Genomic DNA, 12,115 nt, shown 5'->3' with positions numbered 1-12,115 from the left:
GAGGCGTTCGGGGCGGGCGGGAAAAGCCGCGGTTGGCCCGGCGGTGTTGGCGAAGGAACACCGCCTGTCAACCATCCCGCCCTCCCGAGCCGTCTTCGCACTGCGGGACGATGGTCATCGGTTCGGCCTTGGGTCATGGTGCCGTCATCGTTCGACGTCCACCTTGCTTCACCGGTGAACGGCGTCGAGGGACGTCCGTGAGAGGTCCGCGCCCGTGACAGAGTTTTCCAGCGGCGAGTCCCATGTCCTCGTGCTCCAGGGCGGCGGGGCCCTCGGCTCCTATCAGGCCGGCATCTACGAGACCCTGGCGGCGGAGGCCATCGCGCCCGATTGGGTGGCGGGCATCTCCATCGGCGCCATCAACGCGGCCCTGATCGCCGGCAACTCGCCCGAGCGCCGCGTGGAGCGGCTGAAGGCGTTCTGGGAGCAGGTCTCCTCCGGGGTGATGGGCTCGCCCTGGTTCCCCGGTGAGCAGGCGCGGGCGGCCTTCAACGAAGCCAGCGCCAACTGGATCGCCACCGTGGGCGTGCCCGGTTTCTTCAAGCCGCGCTTTCCTCCGGCCACCCTCTACCCACCCGGCGCACCGGAAGCGCTGAGCTACTACGACACCGCTCCGCTGAAGGCGACGCTGGAGCGGCTCGTGGATTTCGATCTCATCAACGAGGGCCGGACCCGGCTCAGCATCGGCGCTGTGAACGTGCGCACCGGCAACTTCGTCTATTTCGACAATCGCTGCGACCGGATCACGGCCGAGCACATCATGGCTTCTGGCGCGCTGCCGCCGGGCTTTCCGCCGGTGACCATCGACGGCGAGCAATATTGGGACGGCGGCATCGTCTCGAACACGCCGTTGCAGTACATCCTCGACGAGGAGCGCACCCGCGACCTCGTGGTCTATCAGGTCGACCTGTTCGCGGCGCGCGGGCCTATGCCGCGCACTCTCATCGAATCGGCAGAGCGCGAGAAGGACATCCGCTTCTCGAGCCGCACCCGGCTCAACACCGACAAGAACCTCGAAGCCCGCCGGGCGAAGGCCGCCTTCCGGCGGCTGGCCGAGAAGCTGCCCCCCGAGCTGATGAGCGACGAGGACGTCGCCTACCTGCGCCAGGTCACCCACGCCAACTTCACCACCGTGATGCAGCTGATCTACCGGCGGAAGGCCTATGAGGGGAACTCGAAGGATTACGAGTTCTCCCGCGCCACCATGCTGGAACATTGGGCGGCGGGTGCCGGTGACATGCGCCGCTCTCTGCGCTCCCCCGCCTGGTGCGACCGGGTGCACGACGAAACCGGCGTCGCCGTGTTCGACCTGACGCGGGACGCCCGCGACTGACCCCGCCCTGATTTTCTACACGGGAGCCCCACGCCATGACCCGCGACGAGATCCTGCACGTCCCCTCAATGCCCGCCTTCAGCCCGAGCTATCCGCGCGGGCCGTATCGCTTCCTCAGGCGCGAATACCTCATCATCACCTACGAGACCGATGCGGAGGCCCTGCGCCGGGCGCTGCCGGAGCCCCTGGAGCCGCACCCCGAGAACCTCGTCTATTACGAGTGGATGAAGATGCCGGATTCCTCCGGCTTCGGCGATTACGAGGAGAGCGGCTCGGGCGCCATCGCCACCTATAACGGCGAGGCCTGCAACTTCTCGATCCAGATGTATCTCGACGACGAGCCGCCGATCACCGCCGGCCGCGAGATCTGGGGCTTCCCGAAGAAATGGGGCGTGCCCCGCCTCAAGGTCACGAAGGACACCCTCACCGGTACGCTCCATTACGACGAGGAGCGGGTGGCGATGGGCACCATGACCTACAAGCACAAGAGCCTGGAGAAGGAGCTCGACACGGTGAAGGCCGGCCTCGGCCGCCTCAACGTCAACCTCAAGCTCCTCCCCGATGTCACCGGCGCGCCGAAAGTGGCCCAGCTCGTGGGCTATCGCCTGGAGGACATCACCGTCCACGGCGCCTGGGACGGCGAGGCCCGCCTCGACCTGATCCCGCACGTGAACTGCCGGGTCGCCGACCTGCCGGTGAAGCGCATCGTCGGGGGTCGGCACATGATCGTCGACTTCACCTTGCCCTACGGGCAGGTGCTGCACGACTATCTCGCCTGATCGCTCAGTTGACCCGAGAGGCTTCCATGATCCTGACATCCAAGACCGCCGTCGTCACGGGGTCCACCAGCGGCATCGGCCTCGCCTATGCCCGCGCCTTCGCCAAGGAAGGCGCCAATGTCGTCATCAACGGCTTCGGCAAGCCCGAGGACATCGAGAAGGAGCGCGCCGGGATCGAGGCGGATTTCGGCGTGAAGGCGGCCTATTCCCCGGCCGACCTGACCAAGCCCGGCGAGATCGAGGGATTGATCCGCCTTGGCGAAGAGACGTTCGGCTCCGTCGACGTGCTCGTGAACAATGCCGGCGTCCAGTTCGTCTCGCCGATCGAGGATTTCCCGCCGGAGAAGTGGGAGCAGATCATCGCCCTCAACCTGTCCTCGGCCTTCTACACGATGCGCTACGCCATCCCCGGCATGAAGGCGCGCAAATGGGGGCGGATCATCAACACCGCCTCGGCCCATTCGCTGGTCGCCTCGCCGTTCAAGTCGGCCTACGTCTCGGCCAAGCACGGCATCGCGGGCCTCACCAAGACCGCCGCCCTCGAACTCGCCACCCACGGCATCACCGTGAACTGTATCTCGCCGGGCTATGTCTGGACGCCGCTGGTCGAGGCGCAGATCCCCGACACGATGAAGGCGCGGGGCCTGACGAAGGAGCAGGTCATGAACGACGTGCTGCTGGCGGCCCAGCCCACCAAGCAGTTCGTGACGGTGGAGCAGGTGGCGGCCCTCGCCGTCTTCCTGTGCGGCGACGGTGCCAGCCAGATCACCGGCGCCAACATCCCCATGGATGGTGGCTGGACCGCGCAGTAGCCGACACAGAAAGCCCTGCCTCGCCGGAGGGCGAGGCAGGGCGATCGACAGGCGATGGGCCGTGAAGGCTCAGCGGCGGCCGTGCAGCAGCAGGGCGAGGCCGTAGCCGACGGCTCCCGCGATCACCAGGGCGATGATCGGGTTCTCCTCGACGCGGCTCTCCACGGCGCGGGCGCCGTCGCGGACATAGGATCCGCCGCGATCGTAGGCCTCGCCGGCGTAATCCGACACGTTTCCGGCGACATCGCGCAGGGTGTCCTTGGCCTGGCCGTAGACCTCCTGGGCGCGGCCTTCCGCCTCGCGGTAGCGGCCTTCCGCCGAATTGCGCGACGATCCTACGGCATCGCCGATGGCGCTCTGTGCGCGGCCGCCGAAATCCTTGGCCGCTCCGACGACCCGATCCGTATCAACCATTGGTCTGCTCCTTCAGAATCGACAACGCGTGATCGGCGCTTCCAAGGCGGCGCCCGCATCCGATGGTCACAGAACGTGCGAACCGGCCAAGCGCACCATCGCACGACAACTTTCTTGAGCGAGCGGTTTACGGGGCGTGTCGCTCCCGGGCTTCGATGAGCAGCAGACGCCCCACCTCGGCCACCGCCCTGGGGAGGACCGCCAGGGGATCGCGCCGTTTTCGCGCGGGCGACGCGGATCGCCGCCATGCCGCCCGGACGGGTGGGATGTGGAGGAACAGAACCGGGATAGGCTCGGCCAGCGCCTGGAAGTAACTGGCATTGCACAGGTAGCGGCCGGCATTCCGGGACGGGATCGCCGAAATTCCCTGTCGTTTCAGGCAGACCAAGGCGCGGGCCGCGATGGCGGTTTCGCGCTGCGCCGGTCCCTGACGGTCGAGCCGCAGGGTGGTCGGAATCCGCCCCGATGCATCGGGAAACAGCCGGCTCGCCCGGTTGAGCGCGCGAGCCTCGACGCGAACCCGTTTGGCGCGCCCGGCGACGCCGATCATCAGCACGGCGGCCGGGCTCTCGGCGAGGGCCGGCTTCAACGACTCGGAAAGAGCCGCATAGGCGGTGCGCAGGATCAGCGTGCGCACCGGGACCCCCGCGATGCCATGCCGGCCGAGATGTCCGACCTGCCGGGCGAGCGTTTCGCTCGGGTTGCGCGGCATGCCGGGGAAGGGGCCGAAGCCGGTGACGAGGAGATGCCCCCGCGTCACAGCCCGATCAGGGTTGCGATGGCCTCCGCGCCGGCGGCCGGGGAGGATTCGCCCCGTGCCACGCCGGCTTCCGCCTCCGCGGTCTGCTTGCGCACCTCGGGCGAGCCGACGAGGCGCTGGTGCAGGCGCTCGTGGACGAGGGCCCACATCCACTTCACGTCCTGCGCCCGGCGCTTCTTCGCGATCTCGCCGGTGGCGGTGAGCTTGTTGCGGTGGTCGACCACCTTGTCCCATAGCGCGTCGAGGCGCTTGTTGTTGAGCCCGGAGATCGTGACCACGGGGGGCGTCCAGCTCGAACTCGGTGCGCTGAGGATGTGGAGCGCGGCCCGGTATTCGCCGGCCGCCGCATTGGCCCGGCGCTCGCCCTCGCCGTCGTCTGCCTTGTTCACCGCGATCATGTCGGCGAGTTCGAGGATGCCCTTCTTGATGCCCTGCAACTCGTCGCCGGCGCCGGGCAGCATCAGCACGAGGAAGAAGTCGGTGAGGTCGGCCACCGCCGTCTCCGACTGGCCGACGCCCACCGTCTCCACCAGGATGACGTCGAACCCCGCCGCCTCGCAGAGGAGCATGGTCTCACGGGTCTTGGCGGCGACACCCCCCAGCGTTCCCGAGGAGGGGGAGGGGCGGATGAAGGCGTTGGGATCGAGCGCCAGCTGCGCCATCCGGGTCTTGTCGCCGAGGATCGACCCGCCGGTGCGGCTGGAAGAGGGGTCCACCGCCAGCACCGCAACCTTGTGCCCGGCGGCGGTGAGGTTGGCGCCGAGATTGTCGATGGTGGTGGACTTGCCGACCCCCGGCACCCCGGTGATGCCGACGCGGATCGCGGTGCCGGTCTGCGGCAGCACCGCATCGATGAGGTCGCGCGCCGCCGCCCGGTGATCGGCCCGTTTCGATTCGGCCAGGGTGATCGCCCGCGCCAGAGCCGCACGGTCGCCCGCGAGCAGCCGCTCGCGCAGGGAATCGAGGTCGAGGGAAGGAGGAAGAGCCATGAGCCCCTTCATGCCGGGCCGGCCCGGTTTCGTCGAGGGGGCGCGTGTCGTTGCACCGGGGTCCCTGGCGCGGGAGTACCTGTACCCGCCGGGCCACGGACCGGGCTCTGCCCGCAATTCACATCGCCTCCCGCCACGTCCGCGCCCTGCCATGGTCACGATCGTCGCCGACAGGGTAGGACGAGAGAGCCGGGACCGAGCGCCGGGCCATCACGGGGCCGTCGACACGCCATGATCCGAAACCGCATGCCGGGAGCACCATCGCAGACCCGCCGCTCGCTCATCCGCGGCGCCGCCCTTCTGGGCGTCGCGAGCCTCACGCCGGGCCTCGCCGGCTGCGTCACCGAAGGGCTCGTCACCGGGGGCACCGGCCCCGAGCGGCAATCGAACCTCGACGTCAGCCCGATCCTGCTGGTGGCGACCACCCGCAAGCCCGTGGGCAGCCCGCCCAAGAGCCCGTATTTCAGTTCCGAGCGCGGGCGCGGTCTGAGCTTTGCCGAAGTCCGTGTCTCGGCCCCCGATCGCTCGCTCATCGGCAAGGTCTCCTCCGTGGTCAGCGGGGACTGGGCGGTGACGGCGGTGCCGCAGGTCGAGACCGGACCCAGCGCGGCGGCGGCCTTCACCCAGGCCGCCTTCGGGCGAGACGTGCTGATCTACGTCCACGGCTACCGCGAGAGCTTCGCTTCCGCGGCGGTGAGTGCGGCGCGCCTGTCGGACGGCATCCGTTTCCGGGGCGCCTCGGCCCTGTTCACCTGGCCGTCCGCCGCCGCCACCTTCGATTACGGCTACGACCGAGAGAGCGCCCTATGGTCGCGCGATGCGTTCGAGGATCTCCTCAAGGCGCTGGCTGGCTCGCCCTCCGGCGGGCGCATCAACATCGTCGCCCATTCCATGGGGACGTTGCTGACCCTGGAGACCATCCGCATGCTGCGCGCCGAGGCCGGCGAGGCGGCGATGGCACGCATCGGCGCCATCGTGCTCGCCGCCCCCGACATCGACATCGACCTGTTCACCGGGGCGGTGGAGCGGATGGGGCCGGACGTGTCGAAGATCACCGTGATCTCGTCCACCAAGGACCGGGCGCTGGAACTCTCCGGTGCCATCGCGGGCGGCGTCGTGCGTGCGGGCGCAGCCGACCGCGAGCGCCTCGAGGCCCTCGGGGTCCGCGTGGCGGATGCCTCGGATTACGGCGGCGGCCTGATCAACCACGACCTGTTCCTGTCGAATCCTGAGGTCCAGGGCGTGGTCAAGCGCGCCATCGGCCGGGCGGCGGGCGGCGCCTGAACGTTGCACCGCAAGAAGACTCAGCTTGAGGACGTGGCTTGAGGTCTTGGCCTCGGCCCCGTTCGCCCCTACACGGGCGGCTGTCGGGCTGACGATTCCCACGCCGACGCGGCCGCCTCCCGGCGCGCCCAGAATGAGGATTGTGCGATGTTCACACTCGATATCGATGGCGTGGCCATCGCGGTCATCAACGGGACCGAGGAAACCGCTCGCGACCTGTTCACCTGCGACGGCTTCAAGGAAGACATCCAGGCGATGAAGAGCGACGGCAAGGTGCTGTGGAACGGCACCTCCGAGCTCAAGATCCGCCCCGCCACCGAGGACGAGATCGAGATCTTCGAGGATGCCCTGGCAGAGGATGATTCGGAGGAGGACGCCCCGTTCGAGCCCGACATGCGCCACGCCAAGAGCGCCGAAGAGCCCGACGAGGACGAGGATGAAGACGGCGAGGACGACGCCGACATCGTGTTCCTCGTGGATATCGACGAGGATGCCGGCCTCGATTCGTAAGGTCTGATCCCGCAGGATCATCTATCGCCGACCGCCTCGCCCGGACACGGGCGGGGCCTTGTATCGCGATCCCTTCTGCCAGCCGTTGACGGCGGCTCTTGCGGGCTATCCCTGAGCCGTTGGGGTATCCGCCGGGATCGGGCAAGGTCTCGAACACGGCGTGGGCGCGATGCCTGCCACGAGTCTCGGCACAGAGCGAGGACCGCATGACTTTCCGCTTCGAACACCTTCATCTTCGCAGCCGGGACGCCGTGGCGGCCGCCGGTTTCTATGCGGAGACCTTCGGCGCCCGCGAGATCGCCCGCGAAGGTGCGCCGTCCGTGACGCGCGTGGTCCTCGACCTGTCGGGGCTCACCCTCTTCATCGAGCACGCGCCCGAGGCCGGCCCCGCCGCCAAGCCGCCGAACCGGGGCATCGAGCATATCGGCCTGGCCGTCGACGACCTAGCGAGCACGGTCGCCGATCTGAAGCGCCGCGGTGTCGCCTTCGTCATCGACATCACCGACGTCCGCCCCGGGCTTCGCACCGCGTTTCTCGACGGACCGGACGGGGTCCGGATCGAGCTGTTGCAGCGCGGCTGATCCGGTCAGTTCGCCGCCGGTCGCGCCGCCTTCTGCGGGATCAGGCCCGGCGGCACCGGGGCGTTGCCCGGAGCCTTCGCCGGAGCGGCGGGCGCCGCCTTCTTCGGCGTGATGGAGCCCGTCATGACCGCGTCCCGCATCGGCACCGCCGGCGAATCGATGCCGTAGATGTCGTCGCGGAAATGCGCGCGTCCGTCCGGGGTGGCGTAGCCGGTGAGATAGACGAAGGTGACCGGGATCTGGTTCGGCAGCTTGATATCGAGCCGCTCGTTGGTGGCGATGTTGGCCTCGATCTCCATCGGTCCCCAGGTCGAGCCGGGGCCGCTCGGGCCGGGAGTGCCCTCCAGAAGCCAGCCCGCCAGCTCCTTCACCTGGGCCACCCGTACACAGCCATGCGAGTGGAAACGCACCTCGCGGGCGAACAGCGATTTCGACGGCGTGTCGTGCATGTACACGGCCTGCTTGTTCGGCATGTCGATGCGGACCTGCCCCAGCGAGTTGTCGAGGCCGGAATCCTGGCGCAGCGTGTAGTTCGCGGCCTTCTCGCCGGCCCAGTCGATGGTCGTCGGATCGACCTCGACGCCGCCGGGGCCGAGGATGCGGATCCGCTCGCGGGCGAGATAGCCCGGGTCTTTCCGCATCTTGGGGATGATCTCCTTCTTGATGATGGAGACCGGCAGGGTCCAGGTCGGGTTGAGGTTCACGTCGGTGATGCGCGCCTCGATCCGCGGCGTCGCCTTGTCAGGCTTGCCGACCACGGCCACGTAGCGGCGCACCACGACGCCGTTCTCCACCGCCTCCACGGCGGCCGACGGGATGTTCACCACCACGTAACGGTCGCCGTAGGGGAAGTTGGAGCCGATCTGCCGCGCGGCCGAGGCCGAGAGCTGGCGCTGGCGGGTCGCCGCCGGCACGTTGAGGGCGGTCACCGTCTGGCGGCCGACCATGCCGGTCTCGGGCAGTCCGTGGCGCGCCTGAAACGCCTTCACCGCCGAGACGAGGATGGGGTCGAGCACGTCGGAGCTCGGCACGCCGGCCGGCAGATCGCCGGTGAGGACGAGGTGCTGGCGAAGTGCTGGAATGTTCGGGTCGCGGGCACCCGGCTTGATCGTCAGGTCGGCGGGCAGGGTCCCCCAGCCCCCGGCATCGACGATGGCCTGATAGCGCTCGGCCATGCGGAACGTGTCGAGGAAGGTCGAGGGCGCCAGGGTCGGGACGGGGTCGTCCGAGACGCGCGCCACCACGAGGGGAGGCAGTTCGCGGGATTTCTTCGGCGCCGCCGGTGCCGACTCCGCGCCTTGCGCCAGCGGGACCGCATTCGCCGGCGCCACCTGTTCGGGCTTCGGAGCGGCGTCGGGTCTCGGACCGGCCTCGGCCTTGGGCGCAGGCTTGGCGGCAGCCGGCGGCGCCTCTGGGGGAACCGGAGCCGGTTCGGCCCCAGCGCCGGTCAGGCACAGCATCAGCGCCAGCGGCGACAGGCCGGCACTCAGGATCGACGGGAACACGACGCAACGCGACGACACAGGCAGCCCTCATGAGCAGACAGAGCCGGATCATGCGGGCGGGATGGTTACCAAGTTCCTCCGCCTCCCTGCCGGGCGGCCCTGACAAAACGGGACACCCCGCCCTACCTCCCGGCCAACCCGAACCGCCAAGGAGGCCGTGCCATGATTCATCATCCCGCGATCCGCAGAGGCGGCACGGCCGTCGTGACGGGAGCCGCGAGCGGCATCGGGCTCGCCGCCGCCAGGCGGTTCGCCGCTTCCGGCATGAGGGTCGTCCTCGCCGACCTGCCCGGCGAGGCGCTGGAGACGGCGCGCGCGGAGATCGCGGCGACGGGCGCCGATGTGCTGGCCCGTCCCACCGATGTCGGCCGCCGCGAGGACATGGACGCTCTGCGCGAGGCGGCGGGCGACGCGCCCGCGCTCGTCATGCTCAATGCCGGGATCGAGGCCGGAGGTCGCCTGTTCTCGGACGACGCGACCTGGCGGCGCATCCTCGACACCAACCTCTGGGGCGTCGTCAACGGTATCCAGGCCTTCGTTCCGGCGATGATCGAGGCGGGCGAGCCCGGCGCGGTCATCGTCACCGGCTCGAAACAGGGGATCACCACGCCGCCGGGCAACACGCCCTACAACGTCTCGAAAGCCGGGGTGAAGGTGGTCGCGGAGGCCCTCGCGCATGACTTGCGCGGGCGGGAGGGCGCGCCGGTCAGCGCCCACCTGCTGATCCCCGGCTTCGTCTTTACCGGCCTGACGAAGGCGCGCGGCGTGGCCGAGAAGCCCGAGGGCGCCTGGACACCGGAGGAGACGGTGGAACTCATGATCGAGGCGATGGGCCGGGGCGACTTCTACATCCTCTGCCCCGACAACGAGACCACCCGCGAGCAGGACGAGCGCCGCATCGCCTGGGCGGCGGGGGACGTGATCGAGAACCGGCCCGCGCTCTCACGCTGGCATCCGGATTTTGCCGAGGCGTTCAAGGACTTTCTCGCTTCCCGATGAAGGGCGGTCCCCGGAGCCCGCCGTGGCGATGCGGCCGCCCCGTCAAGACAGTTCCTTCAGGGCCAGGATGGAGGGGGCGAAGAAATACTCGCCGCCTTCCATCCGGACGAAGCTCCTGAGGTTGAAATCCGGCCTGTTCGCCTCCACCAGCGAGAACGGAGCCGCGCCCTTGAAGGGACGGTCGACAGAGGCCGATTGGCCGATGATCGGATCGATGCCGCTGGCCGGGTGGGAGAAGTCGTCCGCGTTGCACCAGCTCCGTTGGACGAACTCGAACTGGTCGTCGATCGAGGTGACGTAGCATTTGAACAGTAACCCGCGGGACAGCCGGACCTTGCTGTCTTCGTCGGGGGTGCCGGCGTTGTCGATCGCGCCCGAGACGCCGGACAATGCCTCGGCCTCGGTGACTTCCGGCCCGAAAGAGATGCCCCGGCGCATCATGCGGTGGCTCTGCGTGAACGCTTCGGCTCTGCCGATGGCCTTCTCGTCGGGTTCGAGTTCGTGCCGGACATCGTCGCGCGGATAGGCCTTGCGGATATGAGCGGCCCACGGGCAGACGACGCCCTCTCGATCCTCGCCGAATTCGAAATCATTGGCGCGCGGCGTGTTGTCCCCGACGCTGCGGTCGTCACCTCTCGGCGCGTTGATCATGGCCGCACCGCTCTTCCAGCGCCCCACCATCTGGGCGCCGAGGAGGTCGGGATCGGCCAAGTCCGCTCCGGCGGGGATCGCCGCGGAAGCCGTCTTCACCGATGCGTTGAATTCCGGAACAAACTGGGCGAGGCGCCGAATGACAAGATAGGCCCCGTGGTTCATGAAAGGGATCGGCGGTTCGGCGACCGGGCCCTTCACCTCGAACCGCGGGGCGTTCGGATTTTGTCCGGGGAAGCCGAACACGAACTCGCCCGGCCACAGGAGATCTTGGCCCAGGGCGGCCTGATTGTCCTTGCCGCCCTCGGCCGTCGGATGGAACGGGGTGTCGTGGCCGATCCGGCCCCGGAGGCCCGGTTGAGAGACGCCGTCCGCGTATCCGAAATGTTCGTGACCCACCACCGGCTCCGGTCGCACCTGACCGACCTCCTCATGGAGCAGGCTCCATCCGTTCTCGGCTGGCGGGACCAGCCTCAGGGACATGACGTCGACGACTTCGGCGTGCGAAGCGCCGGTGACGATGAAGACACCGTGGAGATCGGGGTCTGGATTCAGTGCCGTCCACTCGGACGACGGCGGGTCTTGCAGGATCGCCTGGCGACTCGCCATCCCCTCCCTGAAGGCATCCGCTCCGGTCATCGTTGCGGCATCCTCCACATCGAGCCTGTCCAGACCCGCGAAGGTGAAGGCGAGGTTCAGTCCGGGCGTCGGGACGAGCTGTGCGTTGATGAGCTTCTGGGCCGCGATTTTGGCCCGATCGTCTATGCAATCCTGCATGCTCGTGATGTGGAGGGACTTGAGGAATGCCTTGAACGCTGCCGGATCGGTGATCGTGAAGAACATCAGGTGCTCGTGGCGCTTGGGCAAACCGGCGAGGATGTCGCCCTGGATGGCGTCGAGCGGGAACAACGGCTCGTCTGCGATATCGCGGGCCATGTGGTCGTCCCTCCGGAATGGTCACACGGACCCGTTCACGCGGGTGCCGTTGCGTGTTTGCAGGATCAAAAAGTGATTATCTACAGTTGCCGGGGCATAATATTTGAGCCGTATCCGGCATTTAATGCAAGTTAATGGACTTTTGGAAATGAATTGATCTCTCGGCATCTGCGAGTCGCCGGGGATAGATCACGCTTCGGGATTCGTCCCGATCGGAAGTCATGGCAGGATTTTGCCGCTGAAATGCTGTGTCTTCCGCTAACACGTCTATACTTCGCTCTGGTCGAAATCGAAAGGACGAATTGGTATGATGATAGATCGTGGGGTGACCCAAAGGTGTTACACTTGGGACCGGACCGTCACCGCTTGAGCACGACGGGGGGCGGTCTGGCGATACGCTGGAGTGAAAGCTGCCGGCGGAAGGAGCGCGGTTTTCGACTGAAAATGTCGTCGCAGGACTGGTTCGTTCCCGTCCATGATTCCCGTGTGCGTAGACTCACTGGGCATCTCGCGCCGTCCCGGGTAATGCTCGGTTCCCGGCTTCGGCCGACCCGGCGGAGGG

General features: G+C 68.0%; 12 protein-coding genes. 7 read left to right on the top strand and 5 right to left on the bottom strand.

All coding sequences use genetic code 11. The features are described 5' to 3' along the window. The first annotated feature begins 214 nt into the window (after positions 1-214). The 3 genes from FV220_RS11925 to FV220_RS11915 are packed head-to-tail and all read left to right on the top strand — an operon-like array spanning position 215 to position 2,924. Positions 215-1,333, top strand: a complete 1,119-nt coding sequence (locus FV220_RS11925) for a patatin-like phospholipase family protein (protein WP_147831584.1) — start codon at positions 215-217, stop codon at positions 1,331-1,333. Between the two features lie 35 nt (positions 1,334-1,368). Further along, on the top strand, positions 1,369-2,112 hold the full coding sequence (locus FV220_RS11920; RefSeq protein WP_056139874.1) for an acetoacetate decarboxylase: 744 nt from the start codon (positions 1,369-1,371) through the stop codon (positions 2,110-2,112). Positions 2,113-2,138: 26 nt separating this feature from the next. Continuing rightward, positions 2,139-2,924: a 3-hydroxybutyrate dehydrogenase gene (locus FV220_RS11915; protein WP_056139878.1), complete on the top strand. Its 786-nt coding sequence runs from the start codon at positions 2,139-2,141 to the stop codon at positions 2,922-2,924. Positions 2,925-2,993: 69 nt separating this feature from the next. Here the strand turns inward: FV220_RS11915 and FV220_RS11910 are convergent, their stop codons facing one another. From FV220_RS11910 to meaB, 3 genes are all read right to left on the bottom strand, one after another. After that, the gene (locus FV220_RS11910; RefSeq protein ID WP_147831583.1) at positions 2,994-3,338 is read right to left on the bottom strand and encodes a CsbD family protein; all 345 of its coding nucleotides are present in this window, start codon (positions 3,336-3,338) and stop codon (positions 2,994-2,996) included. Between the two features lie 127 nt (positions 3,339-3,465). Further along, positions 3,466-4,098, bottom strand: coding sequence for a peptidase C15 (locus tag FV220_RS11905; RefSeq protein WP_147831581.1), 633 nt, complete (start codon positions 4,096-4,098; stop codon positions 3,466-3,468). Beyond that, positions 4,095-5,099 (bottom strand): methylmalonyl Co-A mutase-associated GTPase MeaB, encoded by a 1,005-nt coding sequence (gene meaB / locus FV220_RS11900; RefSeq protein ID WP_056139883.1) that lies wholly within the window; start codon positions 5,097-5,099, stop codon positions 4,095-4,097. The genes FV220_RS11905 and meaB overlap by 4 nt, the downstream gene beginning before the upstream one ends. A gap of 234 nt (positions 5,100-5,333) precedes the next feature. Here meaB and FV220_RS11895 point away from each other — a divergent pair, with 234 nt between their 5' ends. The 3 genes from FV220_RS11895 to FV220_RS11885 all read left to right on the top strand — a co-directional run bounded on the left by FV220_RS11895 (position 5,334) and on the right by FV220_RS11885 (position 7,462). Then, positions 5,334-6,371 (top strand): alpha/beta hydrolase, encoded by a 1,038-nt coding sequence (locus FV220_RS11895; protein WP_147831580.1) that lies wholly within the window; start codon positions 5,334-5,336, stop codon positions 6,369-6,371. A gap of 147 nt (positions 6,372-6,518) precedes the next feature. Further along, positions 6,519-6,881: a hypothetical protein gene (locus tag FV220_RS11890; RefSeq protein ID WP_018045358.1), complete on the top strand. Its 363-nt coding sequence runs from the start codon at positions 6,519-6,521 to the stop codon at positions 6,879-6,881. Between the two features lie 206 nt (positions 6,882-7,087). After that, the gene (locus FV220_RS11885) at positions 7,088-7,462 is read left to right on the top strand and encodes a VOC family protein (protein WP_147831577.1); all 375 of its coding nucleotides are present in this window, start codon (positions 7,088-7,090) and stop codon (positions 7,460-7,462) included. Positions 7,463-7,467: 5 nt separating this feature from the next. Here FV220_RS11885 and FV220_RS11880 read toward each other — a convergent pair whose 3' ends face one another. After that, positions 7,468-8,985 (bottom strand): L,D-transpeptidase family protein, encoded by a 1,518-nt coding sequence (locus tag FV220_RS11880; protein WP_147831575.1) that lies wholly within the window; start codon positions 8,983-8,985, stop codon positions 7,468-7,470. Positions 8,986-9,129: 144 nt separating this feature from the next. Between FV220_RS11880 and FV220_RS11875 the strand changes: the two genes are divergently transcribed. Continuing rightward, positions 9,130-9,966 carry an SDR family NAD(P)-dependent oxidoreductase gene (locus tag FV220_RS11875; protein ID WP_147831573.1) on the top strand — a complete coding sequence of 279 codons (837 nt, stop codon included), beginning with the start codon at positions 9,130-9,132 and terminating at the stop codon, positions 9,964-9,966. Positions 9,967-10,008: 42 nt separating this feature from the next. Here the strand turns inward: FV220_RS11875 and FV220_RS11870 are convergent, their stop codons facing one another. Next, positions 10,009-11,553, bottom strand: a complete 1,545-nt coding sequence (locus FV220_RS11870; RefSeq protein WP_147831571.1) for a Dyp-type peroxidase — start codon at positions 11,551-11,553, stop codon at positions 10,009-10,011. Positions 11,554-12,115: the final 562 nt, after the last annotated feature.

It is taken from the genome of Methylobacterium sp. WL19 (assembly GCF_008040005.1).
Classification (GTDB): Bacteria; Pseudomonadota; Alphaproteobacteria; order Rhizobiales; family Beijerinckiaceae; genus Methylobacterium; species Methylobacterium bullatum.
The sequence above is the reverse complement of the archived record's forward strand: the minus strand, read 5'-3'. Positions and strand labels throughout refer to the sequence as shown.

What these genes read in the sequence shown, in the direction of transcription:
- FV220_RS11920 (WP_056139874.1), top strand. Translation starts at nt 1,369, where the DNA reads ATGACCCGCGACGAGATCCTGCACGTCCCCTCAATGCCCGCCTTCAGC.
- FV220_RS11915 (WP_056139878.1), top strand. Translation starts at nt 2,139, where the DNA reads ATGATCCTGACATCCAAGACCGCCGTCGTCACGGGGTCCACCAGCGGC.
- FV220_RS11910 (WP_147831583.1), bottom strand. Translation starts at nt 3,338, where the DNA reads ATGGTTGATACGGATCGGGTCGTCGGAGCGGCCAAGGATTTCGGCGGC.
- meaB (WP_056139883.1), bottom strand. Translation starts at nt 5,099, where the DNA reads ATGAAGGGGCTCATGGCTCTTCCTCCTTCCCTCGACCTCGATTCCCTG.
- FV220_RS11895 (WP_147831580.1), top strand. Translation starts at nt 5,334, where the DNA reads ATGCCGGGAGCACCATCGCAGACCCGCCGCTCGCTCATCCGCGGCGCC.
- FV220_RS11890 (WP_018045358.1), top strand. Translation starts at nt 6,519, where the DNA reads ATGTTCACACTCGATATCGATGGCGTGGCCATCGCGGTCATCAACGGG.
- FV220_RS11885 (WP_147831577.1), top strand. Translation starts at nt 7,088, where the DNA reads ATGACTTTCCGCTTCGAACACCTTCATCTTCGCAGCCGGGACGCCGTG.
- FV220_RS11875 (WP_147831573.1), top strand. Translation starts at nt 9,130, where the DNA reads ATGATTCATCATCCCGCGATCCGCAGAGGCGGCACGGCCGTCGTGACG.
- FV220_RS11870 (WP_147831571.1), bottom strand. Translation starts at nt 11,553, where the DNA reads ATGGCCCGCGATATCGCAGACGAGCCGTTGTTCCCGCTCGACGCCATC.